Source organism: Flavobacterium sp. LHD-85 (assembly GCF_030929595.1).
Classification (GTDB): Bacteria; Bacteroidota; Bacteroidia; order Flavobacteriales; family Flavobacteriaceae; genus Flavobacterium.
This window is the reverse complement of the sequence record NZ_JAVFVR010000001.1, coordinates 84,455-106,848: the sequence shown is the minus strand read 5'-3', so window position 1 is coordinate 106,848 and position 22,394 is coordinate 84,455. Positions and strand designations below refer to the sequence as shown.

The 22,394-nt window shown below is 33.9% G+C and carries 22 protein-coding genes; 16 read left to right on the top strand and 6 right to left on the bottom strand.

What is annotated here, in order from left to right; translation table 11 throughout:
* The first annotated feature begins 36 nt into the window (after nucleotides 1–36).
* From RB618_RS00455 to hemL, 4 genes are all read left to right on the top strand, one after another.
* Nucleotides 37–372, top strand: a complete 336-nt coding sequence (locus RB618_RS00455; RefSeq protein ID WP_308066996.1) for a hypothetical protein — start codon at nucleotides 37–39, stop codon at nucleotides 370–372.
* Nucleotides 369–1,274 (top strand): pyridoxal-phosphate dependent enzyme, encoded by a 906-nt coding sequence (locus tag RB618_RS00450; RefSeq protein ID WP_308066995.1) that lies wholly within the window; start codon nucleotides 369–371, stop codon nucleotides 1,272–1,274. Before RB618_RS00455 ends, RB618_RS00450 begins: the two co-directional genes overlap by 4 nt.
* Nucleotides 1,267–2,166, top strand: a complete 900-nt coding sequence (locus tag RB618_RS00445) for a glucosaminidase domain-containing protein (protein ID WP_308066994.1) — start codon at nucleotides 1,267–1,269, stop codon at nucleotides 2,164–2,166. Before RB618_RS00450 ends, RB618_RS00445 begins: the two co-directional genes overlap by 8 nt.
* 109 nt (nucleotides 2,167–2,275) lie before the next feature.
* Nucleotides 2,276–3,562: a glutamate-1-semialdehyde 2,1-aminomutase gene (gene hemL, locus RB618_RS00440; RefSeq protein WP_308066993.1), complete on the top strand. Its 1,287-nt coding sequence runs from the start codon at nucleotides 2,276–2,278 to the stop codon at nucleotides 3,560–3,562.
* A gap of 45 nt (nucleotides 3,563–3,607) precedes the next feature.
* Here the strand turns inward: hemL and RB618_RS00435 are convergent, their stop codons facing one another.
* Nucleotides 3,608–4,048 (bottom strand): hypothetical protein, encoded by a 441-nt coding sequence (locus RB618_RS00435; RefSeq protein ID WP_308066992.1) that lies wholly within the window; start codon nucleotides 4,046–4,048, stop codon nucleotides 3,608–3,610.
* A gap of 286 nt (nucleotides 4,049–4,334) precedes the next feature.
* Here RB618_RS00435 and RB618_RS00430 point away from each other — a divergent pair, with 286 nt between their 5' ends.
* The 9 genes from RB618_RS00430 (at nucleotide 4,335) to RB618_RS00390 (ending at nucleotide 12,887) form a co-directional block, all read left to right on the top strand.
* Nucleotides 4,335–5,804: an MFS transporter gene (locus RB618_RS00430; RefSeq protein ID WP_308066991.1), complete on the top strand. Its 1,470-nt coding sequence runs from the start codon at nucleotides 4,335–4,337 to the stop codon at nucleotides 5,802–5,804.
* 6 nt (nucleotides 5,805–5,810) lie between these two features.
* A complete protein-coding gene (locus tag RB618_RS00425) occupies nucleotides 5,811–6,860 on the top strand; it encodes an MFS transporter (protein WP_281631366.1) in 1,050 nt (349 codons plus the stop codon).
* Between the two features lie 135 nt (nucleotides 6,861–6,995).
* Complete coding sequence (locus RB618_RS00420; protein ID WP_308066990.1) at nucleotides 6,996–9,212, top strand: molybdopterin oxidoreductase family protein; 2,217 nt, start codon at nucleotides 6,996–6,998, stop codon at nucleotides 9,210–9,212.
* Between the two features lie 19 nt (nucleotides 9,213–9,231).
* Nucleotides 9,232–9,801 carry a 4Fe-4S dicluster domain-containing protein gene (locus tag RB618_RS00415; RefSeq protein WP_308066989.1) on the top strand — a complete coding sequence of 190 codons (570 nt, stop codon included), beginning with the start codon at nucleotides 9,232–9,234 and terminating at the stop codon, nucleotides 9,799–9,801.
* Between the two features lie 11 nt (nucleotides 9,802–9,812).
* On the top strand, nucleotides 9,813–10,322 hold the full coding sequence (locus RB618_RS00410) for a Rieske (2Fe-2S) protein (protein ID WP_308066988.1): 510 nt from the start codon (nucleotides 9,813–9,815) through the stop codon (nucleotides 10,320–10,322).
* 18 nt (nucleotides 10,323–10,340) lie between these two features.
* Nucleotides 10,341–10,586 (top strand): DUF6755 family protein, encoded by a 246-nt coding sequence (locus tag RB618_RS00405; protein ID WP_201998189.1) that lies wholly within the window; start codon nucleotides 10,341–10,343, stop codon nucleotides 10,584–10,586.
* Nucleotides 10,587–10,665: 79 nt separating this feature from the next.
* Entirely contained in the window at nucleotides 10,666–11,154 is a 489-nt protein-coding gene (locus tag RB618_RS00400) for a hypothetical protein (protein ID WP_308066987.1), read from the top strand.
* Between the two features lie 95 nt (nucleotides 11,155–11,249).
* Nucleotides 11,250–12,263, top strand: coding sequence for a 2-hydroxyacid dehydrogenase (locus tag RB618_RS00395; RefSeq protein ID WP_308066986.1), 1,014 nt, complete (start codon nucleotides 11,250–11,252; stop codon nucleotides 12,261–12,263).
* A 27-nt stretch (nucleotides 12,264–12,290) separates the two neighbouring features.
* Entirely contained in the window at nucleotides 12,291–12,887 is a 597-nt protein-coding gene (locus RB618_RS00390; protein ID WP_308066985.1) for a hypothetical protein, read from the top strand.
* Between the two features lie 100 nt (nucleotides 12,888–12,987).
* On the opposite strand, the gene RB618_RS00385 is transcribed toward RB618_RS00390, so the two are convergent.
* The 5 genes from RB618_RS00385 to lysS form a co-directional block, all read right to left on the bottom strand.
* The gene (locus RB618_RS00385; RefSeq protein WP_308066984.1) at nucleotides 12,988–15,795 is read right to left on the bottom strand and encodes a VIT domain-containing protein; all 2,808 of its coding nucleotides are present in this window, start codon (nucleotides 15,793–15,795) and stop codon (nucleotides 12,988–12,990) included.
* Nucleotides 15,796–15,868: 73 nt separating this feature from the next.
* Nucleotides 15,869–17,026, bottom strand: coding sequence for a serine protease (locus RB618_RS00380; RefSeq protein ID WP_308066983.1), 1,158 nt, complete (start codon nucleotides 17,024–17,026; stop codon nucleotides 15,869–15,871).
* A 357-nt stretch (nucleotides 17,027–17,383) separates the two neighbouring features.
* On the bottom strand, nucleotides 17,384–17,689 hold the full coding sequence (locus tag RB618_RS00375) for a type II toxin-antitoxin system RelE/ParE family toxin (RefSeq protein ID WP_308066982.1): 306 nt from the start codon (nucleotides 17,687–17,689) through the stop codon (nucleotides 17,384–17,386).
* Nucleotides 17,674–17,907, bottom strand: coding sequence for a hypothetical protein (locus tag RB618_RS00370; RefSeq protein ID WP_308066981.1), 234 nt, complete (start codon nucleotides 17,905–17,907; stop codon nucleotides 17,674–17,676). The genes RB618_RS00375 and RB618_RS00370 overlap by 16 nt, the downstream gene beginning before the upstream one ends.
* Nucleotides 17,908–18,006: 99 nt before the next feature.
* Nucleotides 18,007–19,710, bottom strand: coding sequence for a lysine--tRNA ligase (gene lysS / locus RB618_RS00365; protein WP_308066980.1), 1,704 nt, complete (start codon nucleotides 19,708–19,710; stop codon nucleotides 18,007–18,009).
* Nucleotides 19,711–19,991: 281 nt separating this feature from the next.
* On the opposite strand from lysS, the gene RB618_RS00360 reads away from it, so the two are divergent.
* The 3 genes from RB618_RS00360 (at nucleotide 19,992) to RB618_RS00350 (ending at nucleotide 22,389) form a co-directional block, all read left to right on the top strand.
* On the top strand, nucleotides 19,992–20,717 hold the full coding sequence (locus RB618_RS00360) for a hypothetical protein (RefSeq protein WP_308066979.1): 726 nt from the start codon (nucleotides 19,992–19,994) through the stop codon (nucleotides 20,715–20,717).
* A 58-nt stretch (nucleotides 20,718–20,775) separates the two neighbouring features.
* Nucleotides 20,776–21,579 carry a hypothetical protein gene (locus tag RB618_RS00355; RefSeq protein WP_308066978.1) on the top strand — a complete coding sequence of 268 codons (804 nt, stop codon included), beginning with the start codon at nucleotides 20,776–20,778 and terminating at the stop codon, nucleotides 21,577–21,579.
* Nucleotides 21,580–21,645: 66 nt separating this feature from the next.
* On the top strand, nucleotides 21,646–22,389 hold the full coding sequence (locus RB618_RS00350; RefSeq protein WP_308066977.1) for a hypothetical protein: 744 nt from the start codon (nucleotides 21,646–21,648) through the stop codon (nucleotides 22,387–22,389).
* Nucleotides 22,390–22,394: the final 5 nt, after the last annotated feature.

Sequence of the window (22,394 nt, the reverse complement as noted above, 5' to 3'; positions counted from 1 at the left end):
AATTTTATAGCTACAAATTTATAAATTTTACAGCCAATGTTTCTGATTGTTGCCAAATATTTAATTCCGAAAGGATATCGAGGAATGGCTGTGTTTCCGTTTGTTTTGGTAAAATACGATTTTGATAAAGCAAATGAAGTTTTTGTTAATCACGAAAAGATACATTTACGTCAGCAATTAGAAATGTTAATTCTTCCATTCTTTATTTGGTATGTTTTTGAGTTTTTAATTCGTTTCATCCAATACAAAAACAAAGATTTAGCGTACCGAAATATCAGTTTTGAAAGAGAAGCCTATACAAACGAAACCAATTTAAATTATCTTAAAAACAGATCATTTTTTCAGTTTTTGAATTACATCAAATTAAAATGAAGGTTTTCAATCAACATATAAATATCGATTTTCCGAATCATATTTCTTTGACAATAAAGCGTGAGGATTTAATTCATCCGTTTGTGTCGGGAAATAAATTCAGAAAGCTGAAATACAATTTGCTTCAGGCAGAAGCCGAAAAAAAAGACATTTTATTGACTTTTGGCGGAGCTTTTTCAAACCATATAGCGGCTGTAGCTTATGCCGGAAAAGAACAAGGTTTTAAAACTATCGGTATTATTCGGGGAGATGAGCTTTTAGATAAAATTCAAGAAAATCCAACTTTGAAATTTGCTCAGGAAAATGGAATGCAGTTTGAGTTTGTTTCGAGAGAAGAGTATCGTTTAAAAAACGAAGAATCTTTTGTAGAAAAGCTGAAAGATAAGTTTGGTGATTTTTATTTAGTTCCAGAAGGCGGAACAAACGAACTCGCTGTAAAAGGCTGTGAAGAGATTTTGACAGATGAAGATTCGGTTTTTAATTACGTTTGCTGCGCAGTTGGAACAGGTGGCACGATTTCGGGATTAATTAATAGTTCGCTGCAAAATCAGAAAATTTTGGGCTTTCCAGCGTTAAAAGGTGACTTTTTAAACGATGAAATTCGTATTTTTGCAAAAAAGGATAACTGGAATTTAATTTCTGACTATCATTTTGGAGGTTATGGCAAGATAAATTTAGAATTAATTGAATTTGTTAATTCTTTTTTCGAAAAGACAAAAGTGCCCTTAGATCCAATTTATACAGGAAAGATGGTTTTTGGCGTTATAGATTTAATCAGCAAAAATTATTTTCCTGCCCATTCAAAAATTTTACTCATTCACACAGGCGGATTACAGGGAATTGACGGAATGAATATAAAATTGAAGCAGAAGAAATTACCAATACTCAAAACCAATGATTAAAAAAATTGTATTACTTCTCGTAATATTAGCTTTTGCAAGCTGCTCTTCTAGTAAGCCTGCCATCGCGACGACTAAAAAAGCGGCAGCGGTTCAGTCTAGAACAGCTGCGACAAAAAGAGGTACTCCTGCTAAACCAATCGGTAAAAATTACCCTTCTACAAATAATACAACTGAAGTTATTCAATCTACATCTAAAACAGTTGTCACCAGCGATTTGATTAATAATTATGTGTTGCAATACAAAGAAATTGCAATGGGAAATATGAAAACTTACGGAATTCCAGCTAGTATTATTCTAGCGCAGGGAATTTTAGAATCTGGTGCAGGAAGAGGAGATTTGGCTGTAGATGCTAATAATCATTTTGGAATAAAATGTCATAATGATTGGATGGGAGAAAGTGTTCGCCACGATGATGACTCGGCTCAGGAATGTTTTAGAAAATATCCTCAGGCATCAGAATCGTATAGAGATCATGCTTTATTTTTGGTTGGGAAAAAGCGATATGCAACCTTATTCACTTACGAAAAAGACGATTATAAATCTTGGGCAAAAGGTTTGAGAGCAGCAGGTTATGCAACAGATCCAAAATATCCAGATAAATTGATCAGTTATATTGAAAGATACAATCTGCATCAATATGATTGTCAGGTTACAGGAAGAAATTATGTGCCAATAAATACTTCGGCTCCACCAAAAAAATCATCTTATGATGTCGCTTCTGATCCAAAGATCAATATGAATCAATATGATCCGAATTTATATGAAGTTCAAAAAGGAGATACGCTATATTCGATTTCGAAGAAATTCAATTTATTGGTTGAAGATTTAAAAAGAAAAAATAATCTAACTGATAATGCGATTTCAATCGGGCAGAGGTTGAGAGTGAAATAAGTTTTCAGTCGCAGTGGCAGTTTTCAGTCGCGTTTTGATTTAATTTTAAAATCCAAAATAAGTTTTCAGTTTACAATCTAAAATCTGAACTCTAAAATCTAAAATAAGAATGTTATATAAAAGAAGTAGTCAGCTTTTTGCTGAAGCAGAAAAAGTAATTCCAGGAGGAGTAAATTCACCAGTAAGAGCGTTTAAAGCGGTTGGCGGAACTCCGATTTTTGTAAAAAGTGCTAAAGGTGCATATTTATATGATGAAGACGGAAACAAATTAATAGATTATATCAACTCTTGGGGACCAATGGTTTTAGGCCACGCTTATCAGCCAGTTGTTGATGCGGTAATTGAAAAAGCAAAACTAGGAACTTCATTTGGAATGCCAACAGAATTGGAAACAGAAATTGCAGCTTTGGCTGTTTCTATGGTTCCAAATATTGACAAAATACGTTTTGTAAATTCAGGTACAGAAGCTTGTATGAGTGCAATTCGTCTGGCTCGCGGATTTACAAAAAGAGATAAAATCATCAAATTTGCAGGCTGTTACCACGGACATTCTGATTCATTCTTAATTCAGGCTGGAAGCGGTGCTGTAACTTTTGGATCTCCAAACAGTCCTGGTGTTACAGAAGGAACTGCAAAAGATACTTTATTAGCAAAATATAATGATTTAGAGAATGTAAAAACTTTAATTGAAGCTAATAAAGGAGAAATTGCTGCAATTATTATTGAAGCAGTTGCAGGAAATATGGGTTGTATTGTGCCTAAAGAAGGTTTCTTGCAAGGTTTAAGAGACTTGTGTACAGCAAACGGAATCTTATTGATTTTTGATGAGGTAATGACAGGTTTCCGTTTAGCACGTGGAGGAGTTCAGGAATTATACGGAATTGATGCTGATATCGTGACTTTCGGAAAAGTAATTGGTGGAGGACTTCCTGTTGGAGCTTTTGCTGCACGCGAAGAAATCATGAATTATTTAGCACCTCTTGGACCAGTTTATCAAGCAGGAACATTATCTGGGAATCCTTTGGCAATGGCCGCGGGATATGCAATGTTAAAAGCTTTAGATAGCGATAGAGAAATTTTTACTCGTTTAGAAGAAAAAACAGCTTATTTAGAAGCAGGAATCGACAGAGTTTTAAAAGCAAATAATGTTGTTTTTACAATCAATAGAGTAGGTTCTATGATTTCGGTTCACTTTGATGCAAATCCTGTAACCGATTTTCAAACTGCTGCAAAAGGTGATAACGAAACGTTCAAGAAATTCTTCCACGGATTATTGCAGGAAGGCGTTTACATTGCACCATCTGCATACGAAACGTGGTTTATTACAGATGCGTTGACTTATGAAGATTTAGATTTTACAATCAATGCGATCGATAAAGTTTCGAAAACATTTTAAATAACAAAAAAGAGGCTTCAAAAGCCTCTTTTTTTATGCATCAAATTAGATTTTATCTTTTTGGCGCTCTTTCATTTTATCTCTCATTTTGTCTTTTTTCTCTTCTTGAAGCGCTTTCCATTTTGTGTATTGATCAGCTTTTAAGATAGATTTCATTTTAGCATCATTTGCTGCGACTTCGTCTTCCATTTGTTTTTTGAAAGCCGCTTTTTCTTCAGCTGTTGGTTTTGTGTTACTGTCTTTTTTTTCTTTTCTAGCTTCTCTAAATTTTTCGGCTTTTGCACTTCTATCTGCTAAAAGTTGTTTTACCTGCGCTTGCTGACTAGCATCTAAACTTAATTCTGTAGTCAGTTTTTGAAGCTGTTTCTCATTACGCTGTTCTGGCGTCATTCTTTCTCTTTGCTCATGTGCCGGTTTTTGATCCATGTCTTGTGCAAAACTTGCTATTCCAACAAATAGCATAGCTGCGATAAATAGTTTTTTCATATTCAAGTTTTTTTATTGTTTTCAGATTAGACTTTATTAATTAAAACAGGTTTAATCAGTCTTTTAAAATTGTGTTTTATTTAACAGATCGATTTCCGGTTTTTTTGAAGAATGAATTTAAATAAGATTATTATAACGCTAAATGTTTGATGGTAAGTGTCTTGCTTTAAATATTTTTTTTAACTTTAGTAAACTATTGCTTTTCTATTGTTTATGAAAAGCAATTCCCCATGATTCCCATATTGCAGTAATAGATTTTCAAAAACATAATTTAATACTTTATTCTATGGCAGATCTTTCCCAAGCCCATCGCATCCTTTTTTTAAACACTTTGGCATTTGCAATCTGTTTTGCATGCTGGACACTCAACGGAGTATTAGTTACATTTTTAGTTGATAAAGAGATTTTTAATTGGAGCGTTGTACAAATAGGCTGGCTTTTGGGAATTCCTGTTCTTACGGGATCAATTATGAGATTGCCAATGGGAATTTTAACCGATAAATTTGGAGGCAAAATTGTGCATTCTGCTCTATTAATTCTGGCTTCAATTCCGTTATTTCTTTTGCCATTTGCGACTTCTTTTACTGTTTTTGCCATTTTGAGTTTTCTATTCGGAATGGTTGGAACCAGTTTTGCTGTAGGAGTAGCTTCAACCTCTGTATGGTATCCTAAAGAATGGCAGGGAAGAGCCTTGGGAATTTTCGGAATGGGAACTGCTGGTGCTTCTATAACGCCTTTTTTGGCGCCTTCACTTTTGAGTGCGTTCTCAGAAAATGATCCTGAAAATGGGTGGAAGTGGCTTCCTATTCTTTACGGTTCTGCTTTATTATTGATGGGAATTGTATTTCTGATTTTCGCTAAAACTAAAAAAAGCGAAGCGCAATCTAAAACGATAAAACAATTATTGCAGCCCTTAAAGAGAGTGCGTGTTTGGCGTTTTGGAACTTATTATTTCTTAGTATTCGGATCGTTTGTCACTTTCTCACAATGGCTTCTGCCAAATTTTATGAATGTTTATCACACTACTTTAGTTTTAGGCGGAATTTTCACTTCTTGTTTTAGTTTGCCCGCTGGTGTCGTACGCGCTTTCGGAGGTTTTTTGTCTGATAAATTTGGAGCCAGAAAAGTGATGTACTGGGTGTTGAGCTCTTCGGTCGTATTAAGCTTTTTATTATTGTTTCCAAAAATGGATATTACTACTTCAGGAAGCGGTCTCTTGGCCAGTAAAGCTGGAACTGTTACAGCGGTTTCACCAGATAAAATAGTGGTCGATGATAAAGAATATGCTATTAGTCAGAAAAATGAAAGTCAGCCGCATTCTAAATTTTTTCCATCCAAAAAAACATGGCAGGAAGTGGTTGTAGCAGAAAATCAAAAAATACAGAAAAAAGATTTATTGGCAGAAGGAATTACACAAATTCATTTTGAAGCCAATATGTGGGTGTATTTAGTCTTGGTTATTCTAATCGGAATTTCGTGGGGAATTGGTTCTGCAGCTGTTTATAAACACATACCAGATTATTTTCCAAATGAAGTAGGTGTAATTGGAGGAATGGTCGGACTCTTAGGCGGTTTAGGCGGATTCTTCGGCCCAATTATTTTCGGGTATTTATTATCATTTACAGGATTCTGGACGAGCTCTTGGCTTTTTATTCTGGCATTATCCTTAACCTGTCTGATTTGGATGCATCGTGTAATTGTGAAAATGACAAAAGAAAAACTGCCTGAAATGGCTAAAGATATTGATCGAAAATAAGCTGTCATGAAAGAAAAAACATTTAATACAAAAGCTTTATTAATTGCAACGGCCGCTTCGGTTTTTATGGTTGTATTGGTTTTCTACGGATCAAGAAAGCTGCAAAATTTTGATGCAGCTTTGGTTACCTATCTGTTCGGAACTCTGTTTGCATTTTTCGGAGTGGTGTATCGCTATACGGTTTGGCTGCAGCGACCGCCAACTTGGATGTATTTCAAACGCGGAATTCATTTTCTCTTTACAGGAAAAGTGTTTTCGCATTTGTGGTTTTTAGGAAAAGAATCGGTTCAAAATATCGCTTTTCAGAAATTCATTTATCCAAGAGGGAAATACAGATGGCTGGCTCATTTCTGTATTGCAATTGGCTGTTTTTCGGCTTTTGCTATTACTTTCCCGCTGACATTTGGATGGATTCATTTTACTTTGGCGCCAAATTCTATTTCAGTTTACGAAGCGCATTTTTTTGGTTTTAAAGTAATGGATTTCAGATTGGATTCCATTATGGCATTTTTGACTTTTCATGCCTTAAACTGGTCTTCTTATCTGGTTATTTTCGGTTCACTTTATTATTTAAGAAGACGTTTGACAAATCCAGGGTTAATTGCCACACAGACTTTTGAAGGTGATTTACTGCCACTTCTTTTATTAATTGCAATCTCGGTTACAGGTTTGTGTCTTACTTATTCTTATCAGTTTATGAAAGGATTTGCGTATGATTTTCTGGCTGTAGTTCATGCCGTAACGGTTATAATGTTTTTAATATGGATTCCGTTTGGAAAGTTCTTTCATATTATTCAACGGCCTGCGCAGATTGGAGCGCATATTTATAAAAAGGAAGGAATGAAAAAAGGAATGGCAATCTGTAAAGAAACCGGAAAACCATTTACGACTCAGCTTCATATTGATGATTTAAAAATTGTAACCAAACAATTGGGTTTTGACTTTAGCGACGATCAAGGGAATTCTCACTTGGATTTAAGTCCCGAAGGAAAACGAGATCGTTTGGCAAAAGCACATCTAAAAGCAAGAATTGAAGGCGGAAATTTATTTGGATAAATTTTAAAGTCTCAGTCGCAGTTTTCAGTTTGTAGAACCAAACTGTGTGATAAAATAAAAATATTAAAAAAGTAAATAGTCACAGTTTTTAGTTTGAAACTGAAAACCGCGACCGAAAACTGAAAACTATAAAAAATGGCAAAACTACCTGTATCAACTGAAAAAATAATTGAAGCATTTGGTCCGCATCTGAATTATACGCCGAAGGAAGGATATTCAGGACGTGATGAACCAGATAAAACGGTAAAAACACATTGCTGTTTCTGCGGCATGCAATGCGGAATTCAATTATCTGTAAAAGACAATAAAGTGGTTGGTTTTGAACCTTGGATGGAATTTCCGTTCAATGAAGGTCGTCTTTGTCCAAAAGGTGTTCAGCGATACATGCAAAATAATCATCCCGACCGATTATTGCATCCAATAAAAAGGGTAGAAGGTAAAGGTTTTGAACAAACGACTTGGGATGAAGCGATGGATAAAACCGTTTCTGAAATAAAAAGAATTCAGGAAAAATATGGCAAACATGCTTTTTCGATGTTATCCGGTGTTTCACTTACGAATGAAAAAAGTTATTTGGTCGGAAAATTTGCCAGAGTGGCTTTAAAAACAAGAAATTTAGATTATAACGGACGTCTTTGCATGGTAAGTGCGGGTGCAGGAAATAAGAAAGCATTTGGTTTAGACCGCGCTTCAAACAATTATTCTGATTTAGAGTATGCTGAGGTAATTATAGTTGCTGGAGCGAATATTAGCGAGACGTTTCCAACCTTAACCCATTGGATTTGGAAAGCCAGAGACCGCGGGGCAAAACTGATTGTTGTCGATCCTCGAGTTATTCCATTGGCAAGAACAGCAGATGTTCATCTAGATGTAAGGCCAGGAACCGACTCGGCTTTGTACGGCGCAATGTTGAAATATCTCGTAGATCATGATATGCTGGATCATGATTTTATTGATAATCATACATCAGGATTTCAAGAAACAATTGATGCTGTAAAAGAGTATACGTTAGAATGGGCCGAAGAAATTACGGGAATTTCGAAAGAAAAAATTAAAGAAGCAGCCGAGTTATGGGGAAAAGCAAAAACAAGCTTTTTATTGCATGCAAGAGGAATCGAACATCACTCAAAAGGAGTTGATAATGTTTTAGGATGTATCAATCTTGTTTTGGCAACGGGAAGAATTGGAAGACCGTATTGCGGTTACGGAACTATTACGGGGCAAGGAAATGGCCAGGGCGGAAGAGAGCATGGTCATAAATGTGATCAATTGCCTGGAAATCGTGATATCGAAAATATGGAACACAGAAAATACATTGCCGATGTCTGGAAAATTAAGGAAGAAGATATGCCGCATAAAGGCATTACAGCTTATGAAATTATAGAAGCGATTCATAGTGGTGAAATTAAAGGATTGATTTCGATTTGTTTCAATCCGTTAGTATCGCTTCCAAACAATAATTATGTGCGTTCTGCTCTTGAAAAATTAGAATTTTATGTAGCTATAGATTTCTTTTTGAATGAAACTGCCCGTCATGCCGATATTGTTTTAGCGGGTTCATTGCAGGAAGAAGAGGAGGGAACAACAACCTCAGCAGAAGGCCGTGTTATTAGAATAAGACAAGCCGTGACACCACCGGGCGATGCAAGAACAGATACTTCAATATTATTAGAATTGGCTAAAAGATTAGGTGAAGAAGAACGATTTACATACGCTAACAGCGAAGCCATTTTTAATGAATTGCGTGTTGCATCAAAAGGAGGAACTGCCGATTATAATGGAATAACCTATAAAAAAGTAGAAGACAATATGGGCGTTTTCTGGCCGTGTCCAACGGAAGATCATCCTGGAACACCAAGATTATGGGAAGATAAAAAATTTGCCACACCAGACGGAAAAGCACATTTTAATCCAGCTCCTTATAAACTGCCTGGTGAGGTTACAGATGAAGAATATCCAATAACATTAACAACTGGCCGTGTCGTTTCTCAATATTTAAGTGGCACGCAAACCAGACGAATTGGAAAACTAGTAGATCAGTTTCCTGAACCTTTGTTGGAAATTCATCCCGAAATGGCTCAGAAATATAATATTCAGCAAAGAGAATTAGTAAAAGTTTCAACCCGAAGAGGAGACGGAATTTTTCCAGCCAATATTGTAGAAACCATTCGAAAAGATACTGTTTTTATTCCGTATCACTGGCCCGGGAAAAAATCAGCCAATCAGTTAACACCTGGAACATTAGATCCTATTTCAAAAATTCCAGAGTTTAAAGTTTGTGCCTGTAAGCTGGAACCTTTGGGTGAAATAGAAAATTCATCAGACAAATCAAATGCTTATGCAAGTGTTTAATCTATAAAAAGCAACAATTATGAATGTAACCAATTATAATAAAAACGAAGAGTTTTTTGTAGACTTACAAAGATGCATAGGCTGTAAAGCCTGTGAAATGGCCTGTTCTGAATGTGAAACCAACGGTCAGGAATCGATGATTCATGTCAATTATGTAGAACGTGCCGTAACGATTCAAACCACTGTTCAGGTTTGCATGCATTGTGAAGATCCAGTTTGTGCAAACGTGTGTCCTGCCGATGCGATTTCTCAGGACGAATTTGGAGTGGTTCATACCGCAAATACAGAACGTTGCATAGGTTGTTCCAATTGTGTAATGGCTTGTCCGTTTGGAGTTCCGAAGAAAATGGAAGAATACGATTTGATGATGAAATGCAATATGTGTTACGATAGAACTAGTGTTGGCAAAAAACCAATGTGCGCTACAGTTTGCCCGAGTGGGGCACTGTTTTATGGAACTCGCGCTCAGATTGAAGAAATGCGTCCAAACAGCACTCCGGTAAATTCATTTGTTTTTGGAAAAGAAAGAGTAAATACAAAAGTGAATATCATGATGCCAAAAGGAAGCAGCGAATTACGAATATTCTAAATCTAAAATCCATGTCTAAAGAAGATAATTTAAAAGAAAACTGGAAGAAAGATTTTCCATATAAAAAGCAAGAATCAACGCAAGTCAGCCGACGTGATTTTGCCAAATTCCTTACGCTGGTTTCAGGAGGTTTAATGGTCGGTAGCGGATTGGTTGCAGCAAAAGCTTATTTATTGCCTGGGGAAGAAGTTGTTGGAGAACATTTTGTATGTGAAATAAAAGATATTCCATTAGGCGGGACAAGAGGCTTTGTAATTGAAGGAAGCACCATTCCGTATATTTTGGTGCATTTAGAAAGCGGCATGTTTAGAGCTTACGAACAAAAGTGCACGCATCTTTCTTGTGCTGTTTATTACAAGCCAGGAACAGGAATAATCCATTGTCCATGCCATGAAGGATCTTTTGATGCTTTGACGGGAGACGTTATTGCAGGGCCTCCACCGAGAGCATTGCCTCAGTTAGAAGTGCTTTTAAAAGGGGGAAAGATTTTTGTGAAGGCATTCGAAAATAAAGAAAGTTAATCGTTTAAAATAGAGATTATGAGTACTTTTAGAAAAAGTCAAAATCAGGCAAATCCTAATAAGTTGAATGTTATTCTGTCTACTTTAATATTTGTTTTAATCTTAAATGTAAGTATTCAGATTTGGTTATTATATGCTGCTTTAAACAATGCATTAGATAACAATAAAGAAATTTTAATTCCGGCATTTATAGGTTCGCTTATTTTATTTTTAATTGGTTTTGGATGGCTATATTATCTGCCAAAAGGAAATTTTAAAAAATAATATATAGGCTTTTAATATTATATTTATAACTTGTTACAGTAACTTGATTAAGCTTTAAGTTTGTAAAAAAGTATAGATTATGAATCATAAATTTTGGGGAGAAATTCAAGAAGACTGGGCAGGAATTTCAGGAGATAAACTTTTTAAAAATTCTCATTTTAAAGATGATGAAATTCAAGTTTTTTTAGGAGAAGAATTTGATGAAGATGGGGAAGAAATCGAAGAATTTCCAACAGAGGAAGAATTAGATGATTTTGAGAAAACATATAATAGTTTTTTAGAAAACATTGAAGATGTTATACTTCAAATAAAAGAAGAAACTTTTCTTCGCTACAAAAAGATTTATGCGAAATATTATGAAGACCCAAAACAATCGGGAGAGGATCCTTTAAATATTGATACCAAGGAAAAACATTTTGAATGTACTAGAGAAATATTATACATGCGAGTTTTAAAAAGCAATGAGATAATAATACCAATTCGTTATGATTTAGATACAGAACATGGTATTGAAATTAAATTAAGAAATAATAAAATAGTAGCAGTTGGCGGAATAGCCGAGACATAAGATGAATAAGGAGCTTAATAAGCTCTTTTTTTATGTCTTAAATTTACTTTAAAATAAAAATGCGTAATTTTAAGGAACTATTCAAAATCAAATATATGGAACCTAGTAACAGCAAAATCGCTTTTTTCTCGACCCAGCCTTACGATAAAACGTTTTTCAATAAGTACAACGAAGATTTTGGTTTTCAATTGAACTTTTTTGAAACACAGTTAAATCCTCAGACTGTAGCTTTAATTGAAGAGTGCGAGATTGTTTGTGTGTTTGTAAACGACATTGTAAACGAAACAGTCATAAAACAATTAGCAGAAAAAAAAGTAAAAATAATTGCTTTGCGTTGCGCTGGATTTAACAATGTCGATTTGGAAGCGGCTAAAAAGCACAACATAAAAGTTTGCCGTGTTCCTGCTTATTCTCCTCAGGCCGTTGCCGAACATGCCATGGCGATGATTTTGACTTTAAATAGAAAAACACATAAAGCTTATAATAGAGTTCGTGAACAGAACTTTTCTTTAAACGGATTATTAGGTTTTGATTTATTCGGAAAAACAATCGGAATTATTGGAACTGGAAATATCGGAAAAGCATTTTCTAAAATTGCATTAGGTTTTGGCTGTAAAGTTTTGGCTTATGATATTGTTGAAAACGAAGAAATGAAAAAAGACGGCGTTTCTTTTGTTGGGTTGGAAGAAATCTTTAAATCGGGTGACATTATTTCGCTTCATTGTCCGCTGAATGAACAAACAAAGCATGTTATCAATACCACTTCCATTTCTTTTATGAAAGACAGCGTGATGATTATCAATACAAGCCGTGGCGGGTTAATAGAAACATCGTCGGTTATTGAAGGTTTAAAAGAAGGCAAAATAGGTTATTTAGGAATTGACGTTTACGAACAAGAAGAAAAATTATTCTTTAGAGATCTTTCTGCAGATATTATTCAGGATGATGCGATTCAGCGTTTAATGAGTTTTCCGAATGTTTTGGTAACGGCGCATCAGGCGTTTTTTACCAATGAAGCTTTAACGCAGATTGCTTTGGTGACTTTTAACAATATAAAATCATTGCTGACTCAAAATGATATTGAAAATAAGGCTGCATTGCTGGTGTAAATTATAACGAATTTAAAATATCAGATTATGAAAAATAAGATTTTAATTCTAATCGCAATTTTGGCATTGAGTTCTTGTCAGAATAAAGATAATTCGAAAAATATTGTAAAAACGGTTGTTCAAGATACATTGTCTAAAACACTTGGAGGGACAGCAGATTTGAGTGAAGTTACTTCAAAAGAAGACAAAGCAGTAGAATTAATTCGTAAACAGTTACTGGTTTTGTTAAAGAATGATATTCCTGCACTAACAAAAGATGATCGTTATTTTTATTACGAAGCTTTTGATTTAAATAATGATAAGAAAAACGAATACTTAGTTGGTTTCTCAAATCCTTATTTCTGTGGAAGCGGAGGTTGTTCAGGTTATATCTTGAAGAATAACGGAAGTGTAATCAATCGTTTCACTGTAACCGATTTTCCAATTTATGTTACCACTTCATCAACAGAAAAATTTTATGATTTGATATTTGAAAGCGGAGGAAAATTTCATCTTTTAAAAATGAAAGGAGGAAAATATCCATCTAATCCGTCAGTTCAGGAAGCTGTAAAAGGAGATGTTCCAAAAGAAAGCACAAAGGTTTTGGATATTCAAGGGAAAAAATTGGAGAAGTATTCGTTTTAAAAAACAAAACCCGACAGATTTTAAAATCTGTCGGGTTTGAAATATTATAAATTCTAATTTTGGAGTTTGGAATTTTTAAATCTTGTATTTTATATATTTTCTAAAACTCAAATTCTCCAATTAGAATTTTACTATCACTTTCACGCTTGTTTTCTTTTTGACTTTGGAAAACAGCAATTTTTCTTTCCTGTCTGCCATCAGAATAGTAAAGGTAAACTTCTGCCATTACAGTTGTTGGTCCAGAAAGAATATTCTGTCTCTCACCGAAGAAATTAGTCTTGATTTTATATTTCCCTTTAATCGCTTTTTTTAATAAAAATTGTTCAGGACCAAAACCTTGAGTAAAATCGTTGCTTAATCTTCCTCCAATTTCTGTAGATCTATGCGAGTAAGAACAATCTTCTCCTCTTGGGTCTGTTACCCAAAGGTCTATATCTGTATTGTCTTTATTCCAATTAATAACAATACGAATATCTACTGGGAGATTGGCTTTTAAACGATTATCAATTTTGCTTGCATCAACATTTTTGTTTTGGCTCAAAATATTATTGATTTCCATAATCAAGATTTCTTCAATACCATTATCTCTTACAGAAATCTCGTCGGTATATTCCTGATAAAGCATCGATTTATAGATATTAAGAGCTTCTTGAGGTTTTTTATTGTCTACCAAAGCCAATGCATAATCTCTGTGGCTTTGAGGGTCAAACGGTCTCCATTCTAGAATTTTTTGAGTAATCCACAATTCTTTTTCATAATTGCCTCTTTGCTTCAACAGATACGATATCGTCTTATATAATTCTTCATTTTCCAAATCAAGTTCGGCTAATGTGCTTAAAACCTTTAGCGAAAGTGCTTTATCTCCTTTTTTGAAAAGCAATTTAGAAACATCAAAATAATACGTCACTTGCTTCTCGTATTTCGGACGATTTTCAAGATATTTCTGGTAAATTAATTCTGGTGATTGTAAAGACTGAAAATCTTTCATGTATTCTTGATTGCTTTCAACTTCTACCAAAGTTATTTTACCTGTAGATGTTTTTTTATCGGCTGCTCTGCTTTCTGCAGAATATACAGCATTATCGCTAACAACGCTTTCTTCTGCTGATGACAATTTTTGTGACTGCTTAGAAATTTTAGGATACTGTTTTTTTTCAGTAGGTTTAAATTCGCTATTCCACCAAGTTGTCAGTTCTCGCGTTTTATCAAAAGCTTTGGATAGAAGATTTTTTCTTTGTTCAAAAATTTGTTTTTTGTTTTGCGAAACGATTTTGTTGTATTCTGGCAATAATTCCTCAGGAGGAGTGATGCCAAAACGTACATAATCATTAACATCTTCCAATACGATAAGACTTGTGTTTTTGCTTACAACCCCAAACTGCTCGCTAAGATTCCTGATTTCATCGCTGTTTTGAGTTGAATTAAGTTCAAGATCATTAATTTTTCGTTGTGCCCAAAATTGTGCAATAGGCCAATTGTTTACTTGTACAGCGTTACTAAAATCTACAAGCACTTCAAATTTTTTATTTCCTACTGAAAAAACAGCAGTAAGTTTACCTGGATTTGCAGATGAAATTCCAAATACATTGACTGGTTCGTTTATGGCAGTTCCAACATTAGGAAACAATTCCTGAAGCGTATTTGTTTCTTTAAAACCTAAAAATATAATAGGAAGTCTTTTATACGTTTTTAGAGCAGCTTGAGTATCTAGTTCGTTAAGATTGATAAAATTCCCTCCTGATTGTGATGCTAAAAGTTTTAGTAGATTAAAATCGGAAGTTGGCGTGCTTGCTATACTATTGACCGGTTTTTTGAATTTTAAAGTTAAATCGCCAAAATTTGAAATTCCGTCAGAGAATAAAAGATATTCGTCTATTGAAGAAATTTCTTTTAAAGCACTAAAGTCGGTTCCACCATCATATTTCAGATTAAGAACTCTGTCTTTTAATGTATTCCAGTTTCCTCCAGAAACCGTAAATTCTTCTGTTTTTTCTAGAGTATTATTTAAGAGAACAAAAGAAACCGCAACATCTTTATTGTCTGAAAAATAAGCATTAAGAAAATCCAGTTCTTTTTGATGATCTCTCTTTGATCCGCTGAAAGAATTGTCCCAAATAATAGCAATTTTTTGAGATTTTGCTTTTTCCTTTACAGGGAAATTCATCGAAACGCTTGCGGCGAAATAAGATTTATCGTCAGAAGCTTTTTGTAGCATTACATTTGAAGACTCATTTACTTTCGGAATACTTATTTTTAGGCTTGCATTTGGTGTGAAATTTGCTTTTTTAATTTCGGCAATCCATTGGCTTCCTTGTTTTTGAAAAGTAAAACTTCCATCTGGATTTTCCGTAATTTTTGGAGTGCTCAGACTTTCATTAACTAACACTTTCAGATTAAATTTTGGAATGCTAACTGCATTGGCAAAACTTAAAAAATACAGATAGTCAGTAGCCGAATTTTTTAATTCCTGATTGTATGTAATTCTTATGAATCTAGTGCCTCTCGCCGTAATGGGATAAATTCTGGTTCTGAAATTGTTTCCAGCTACTTTTTCAATAATACCTGGGTCTACATTTCTTTTTTCAATACTTTCAAATACTTCTTTAGCTCGTTCTTTTGGAACGGGAACAGCGTCTCTTAAGCTTCCGTTAATATCTAGAGCATAGCCGCTTACACTTACTCCTTCTGGCAATGGAAGTGTAAAATTTCCTTCTAAAATTCTGTCGCCAGGATTGTAAAATGTATAAGTAGCTGTAGTTGAGGCAAGATTTCCTAAAATTTTGGTTTCAATTTGTACTTCCTGTAAGATGACCGAATTTTTTTTCTGATTTTCGACATCCAGAGTTGGAATCTGTGAAAAAGCGGCACTAAAGAACAGTAGTGCACAGATGCTAAAAAATTTATTCATAATTAATAAGCGTGATTTTTTATTTGATTTGAAATGTCAAAATCCGTTTAGATTTAAGAGTCTTTGTTTTTTACTAAAGTGACTGAATATGCTTGGCTACAATTCCAAAATTGAAGCCTTGAACCTGATCGAATCCACTGAAATTAACTGCAATCAGTTGGCCACATTCATTAAAAACTGGTGAACCACTAGCGCCATGTGTAGAAGTTATACTGTATTGGATTTTATTGCCATCAGATTCTTTACTTATCTGACCATTGTAAAGCTGTACTTTTATACCAGAATTTGTTTGTGCCAAATCTATTCCCATTGGATAGCCTACCATTATTGCTTTTTGCCCTGGAGCTAGAGAAGTGTCATTGTCAACAATATTATCAAGACTAATGATATTGGTAACAGTTTGCGGAGTTTTATGATCGGCTACTTGCAAAATGCCTAAATCAATATTACTGTCATCTGAAACTTTTTTAATCTCACAATTAATCCATTCGCTATCAGAATTATGAAGGGCAACTTGAATGTCTACCGTTTTTACATATACTTCAATATTTTCTGCCGAAACATATTCTTTTACTGGAATAGATGCGGCAATATCTGTTGATGCTTGAGTTGTATCTGTTTCTGTTTCCGTATCTGTTTCATTAGAGCTAACAAATTCTTCACCCGCTGACTCGCTAGTTTCTTCGCTCGATTCTTCATATTCTCCCTCTCCTTCACCTTCATCATACGAGACAGAAGCATGCGACCAGTTGTTGCTAATAAAACTTTCATAGTCATCTTCAGAAACATCAGTAGTAAGGATAGAAGCAATCTTCATTCGCAGATTTCGAATAGTAGTATTTACTTTTTCGCTCTCTTCTTCAGTTGAATCCCATGGCTGTAAAACATGTCTATTGGTTATCATGTCTCCTTCTGTATCTACAAAAAAGCCAGTTCCATAAATGGTTTCTTCTTTAGCGTCTTCAACATTAAGTGGAATTTCTTTTCCGTTAATTTTAGCAAAATAGCCATATTGATGCTTTACAAGTACAACGGCATCTTTGTAAGCATCATAGATTTTGGTATCAGTGCCTAAACAAACAGCTTCTTTTTTAGGAGTAAAATATTTAAATCCTAAAAAGCCAGCGGTCGACAGAACTAATATAGCTATGAGAACAAATTTGTAACGGTTTCTTTTTTTCTTGATTGTTGTTTCTAAGTCTTCGTTTGGAGCGATTTTTCTAATTTTCATTTAGATTATTGGTTGAAAAATGTTAATTGAATGGGTTTGGGTTTAATAAAAAATAGACTTTATTGAAAGTCTATTTTTGTTTTCAAATGTAGTAATTTGTTTGCAAAAAAAAGTAAAAACTGTATCAATTGTATATTAACTTAGAACCGTAATTTGTTTTGTTTTTTAATGTTATAGCAAGGCTTATGAAAGTATTTTCTTGTAAAACAATTTGGTGGAATTAAAGTGTTGTTTTTCAGTTTTTTAAAAATTAGTTTTTAGTTTGTGTTTAAATATTGATGGGAAGAAAATGGCGAGAAATAGTTGTTTTAAAAATAAAACCCAACAGGCTTTTAAAACCTATTGGGTTTTCGATGCTTACTTCTTTAGAATTTTAGAAAGGATTTTTGGATTTCGTCTATTATCCCAAAATGCTATAACAATCAATTCTTTTGGGGTTATTTTATAAAAGATATTATAATGCCCTAATGTTGAGCTTCTGATATCTAGAAAGCTGGTTTTAACATAAATCTCAGGATTTTCGACTAGGAACTTAGTTCTTTGCGTTACTTCCGAAACTAATTTTCTTGAATACGTTTTTGATTTGTTTCTTTTGTTCCAATAATTCAGTATTTTTCTTCTTTGATTAACTGCAGCATTAGTCCAAATTATTTTGACAGCCATTCAAGATCTTCCTTGTCCAAATCTTCTTGAGAAATAACTCTTCCATATTTTATATCTTCTTCACTTTCTCTCAGCATATCCAATTCATATTGTTCAAATTGATAGACATCTGATGTATCTGTATTTTTTAGAAGATTTCTGATTTTCTCCAACAGACTAACATCTTCAACATTTTTTAGTTTATCAAAAATTTCTAGTTTTATTTCTAAAGTGCTCATAATAATGCATTTTAATTAATCAAAGTTATGTAAATAAAACGAAAAACCCGATAAGTTATAAACCTATCGGGCTGTATTTATAATAAAATAAGACAAAATTTACCCCACCAATTCCACAAATTTAAACTCTCCGTCAACGGCAACTTTAGTCAAACCGTGTTTAGACAAGTTTTTCATAGAAGCATCCCATTTTTTACCGCTTAAGTTAGCAGCAACTTTTAGCTGAGATAAATCCATTTTGTTTTCATTTCCTTTCAATAAAGTAATGATTACTTTTTCTTCTTCCGTCAATTCGATCTGAGCTTGTCTTTTCTCAGGACGCATTTGCGGGAACAATAAAACTTCTTGGATAGAAGCATTATTAGTCAAATACATAATCAAACGATCCATTCCAATTCCCATTCCAGAAGTAGGAGGCATACCGTACTCAAGAGCTCTTAAGAAATCTTCGTCGATAATTCCATTTGCTTCATCATCACCTTTTGCAGCCAAACGCATTTGATCTTCAAAACGTTCTCTTTGGTCAATTGGGTCATTTAATTCAGAATATGCATTAGCGATTTCTTTACCGCAAACCATTAATTCAAAACGTTCAGTCAAATCTGGATTATCGCGGTGCTCTTTACAAAGCGGTGACATTTCTTTTGGATAATCTGTAATGAAAGTTGGCTGAATATAATTTCCTTCACATTTTGCTCCAAAAATTTCATCAATCAATTTTCCTTTACCCATTGTTTCGTCAACCTCGATTCCCATTCCTCTTGCAGCTTCAAACAATTCTTGTTCTGTTTTACCAGAAATGTCAAAACCAGTAAAGTGTTTGATAGAATCTGTCATCGTAACACGTGCATAAGGTGCTTTAAAGTTGATTTTATGCTCACCAAAAGTAACTTCGCTTGTACCATTTACAGCAATCGCACAATGCTCTAATAAACCTTCAGCAAACTCCATCATCCAGTTGTAGTCTTTGTAGGCTACATATATTTCCATTGCAGTAAACTCAGGATTATGCGTTCTGTCCATACCTTCGTTACGGAAGTTTCTAGAAAACTCATAAACACCTTCAAATCCACCAACAATTAATCTTTTTAAGTATAACTCATTCGCGATACGCATGTAAAGCGGAATATCAAGCGAGTTGTGGTGTGTAATAAATGGTCTTGCCGAAGCTCCACCAGGAATAGACTGTAAAACAGGAGTATCGACTTCAAGATATCCAGCGTCGTTAAAATAACCACGCATTGCAGTAAATAACTTTGTACGTTTAATAAAAGTTTCTTTAACCTGCGGATTTACAGTCAAATCTACATAACGCATTCTGTAACGCAATTCAGCATCGTTGAAAGCATCGTGTACATTTCCTTCTTCGTCCACTTTTGGTAAAGGTAACGGACGCAACGTTTTACTCAAGAAATTAAAACCGCTTACACGAATACATTTTGCACCAACTTGCGTTGTAAATAATTCACCTTCGATACCAATAAAATCACCTAAATCGGTTAATTTTTTGAAAACTTGGTTGTATAAAGTTTTGTCGTCACCCTCGCATAAAACATCGCGGTTTACGTACAATTGAATACGCCCTTCGCTATCTTGTAACTCAGCAAAACAAGCTTTACCCTGATCACGAACACTCATCAAACGTCCTGCAACGATAACCTTCTTACCTTCCTCAAAAGTTTCCTTTATCTGCTTCGAAGTATGATTTACAGGAAAAAGATTAGCTGGATAAGGATTGATTCCCAGATTGCGTAAGTTTTGAAGTTTTTCTCTTCTGATGATTTCTTGTTCTGATAATGCCATTTTGTGCTCTGTTTTTTAAGTGTGCAAAGATAAAGAAAAGAATGTAGATTTTTTAATGCAGTTTTTAGATTTTTTGAAGCAGCAATTTATTGGGTTTCAATCAACTTTAGTCCCGCTATCCGCTTGTATCTTTTCCTTCCGCCATGGCGGAAGAAAAAGGATACCGCTTCTATCGGGGCTAGATTAGGCTGTTTTGTTTTTATTAGACCTTTATATTGTAAGAAATTAAATAAAAAACGCGCTATATTAGCAACTCTTAACTTCAGAATCTTCTCAAAAAAATGAAATATTTATCAAGTTTATTAATTCTATTTTTATTTGCAAGCTGTCAAATTACCGAAACGATTACAATCAATCCAGACGGAAGCGGCGATGTAATAGTCGAACAACTTAGAGAAGAAAACAGTTATATGCAATTGGCAGGAGAAGAATATTCTAAAGAGAATATCTTTCAAGATACTACTTATATTTTTCAAGATTATATAACTAAATACAAGGCGAACTTTGTAAAATATAAACCTGAAGAACAACAGTTATTTCAAAAATATGCCAATGTAAAAGCTCATATAAAAAGAAGTTCTTACGAAAAAGAATTTCGAAGTATTTTTTCGCTTCAGTTTAATAAAGTTTCAGAAATTCCAGATTTATTTAAAACCGAAGATTATGCATCAGATATTCAGCATAATTATGCATTGGAGGCAGAAAATCACTATTTCAGAATTGAATATGCTTTTGATGGCAAAATTTTTAAGCGTTCCGTTTCAATTATAAATAAAGCTGAATTAGAAAAAGCAAAAAGAGAATCAGAACAGTTTGTTGCTAAATATGGCGCTTCAAATTTGGTTCAAACTTATACTTTAAAGTATCATTTTCCAAAAAATATAAAATACGTTTCAAATCTAAAAGCAATAATCAATTCTGATAAAAAATCTTTAATCTTAGAGTTTCTTATTTCAGATTTTTTACGAGATCCTGAAGTGACAAATCTAGAAGTAGTTTTAGAATAAAAACCTCAAATAATTCTTAAAAGAAAGTATCTTCGCTTGAATAACTTAAACCTCAATTATGAAAAGAATTTTACTTTGCTTTTTTATTGTATTTTGTATTACAAGCTGCACGCTTAAGGAAAAAATGGTCATGAACGAAGATGGATCTGGAACTTTCTCTTACGGCTTTGACATGTCACCGATGTATAAAATGGGGATGAAAAAATCAGATTCGACTAAAGTCAATAAAGTCGTGGATACTACTTTTACTTTCAAAGATGTTCTAGCAAAAATAAAAGACAGTATTTCTAAACTGCCAAATGGGGATAAAGAAAAACTAGAGATGCTTGAGAAAGAAAAAGAAAAACTTGAAATTCTTGAGAATTTTAAAGTGAGCATAAAGGTAAATGACGAAAAAAAGCAATTTGAATATAGTATGGCAATTGATTTTCCTAGCGGAACAGATTTTAAAACCATTGCGACACCTGCCGAAAGTTTGGAAGCACTGGCTGCTACAGACAAAAAAAGATTAGGAGCATTGAGTGCTGCACCAAAACCAGAAGAAAAGTCAACGACGACTATTTTTTATGATGGCAAGGTTTTTATTAAGTCGGTAACACCTTCTAAGGACGATAAAAAAGCTAAAAAGAAAAAAGAAGCTAAGAAGGAAAAGAGCGATGATCCATTCTCTAAAAAAATGGAAGAAATGCTAAAGGAATGTAAGTATATAGCCGAATATCATTTTCCTAAAAAAATCAAAACCATTTCACTTAAAAAAGCAGTAATAACAGAAGATAGAAAAGGTTTTACTTTAGAAGTTCCTTTAGATAACATGCAGGAAAGTAATGTAGATTTTGGTTTCAAAGTAGAGTTTGAGCAATAATTGAAGGTTTTCAATAAAATGCATTTTTAAAAATAGTCTTTGTATCTTTGATAAAAATATACTGCAATGAAATTATATAAATTACTGAGTTTTTCCTTTTTAATAGCGACATTAACGAGCTGTACTTTCACTGAAAATATTTATATAAACGATAACGGAACCGGGAAATTCTCTGTAGATATGGACGGTTCTTCTTTAATGGAAATGGCAGGCGATCAGATTGCAGGTCAAATGGGAGATGCTAAAAAAGATATTGATACTACTTTTACTTTCAAACAGCTATTTGAAGAAAAAAAAGACAGTATCGCGAAACTATCACCAGAAACACAGCAAGAGCTTAAAAAGTTGGAGAACTTCGTTGTGTCAACAAAAATGAGTTCGGAGAAAAAACAATTTCAGATGATAATGGCAACTGATTTTAAAAATGTAAATGAACTTCAAGATATTTTACAAACATTAGGCACACTTCAAAAATTAGAAGGAGGCGCAAATCCTATGGGAAGCGGTTTTGGAGATAATGGCAGTAAGCTAAGTTATACTTATGACGGAAAGAAATTTACAAGAAAAGCAGTAATCGACCAGCAAAAATTGGCGGCCAAGGCAAAAGATACATCTGCGGATATGACTAAAATGATGTTTGCTTCGTCTAGTTATGTTGTAAATTATCATTTTCCAAAAAAAATTAAGAAAGTCTCTAATCCAAGCGCGTTGTTTAGCGACGACCGAAAATCAATTACAATTCAATACTCTTTTACGGATTATATGGAGAATCCCGACAAGCTTAACTTTGATGTTGAGTTTGAAAAATAATTAAA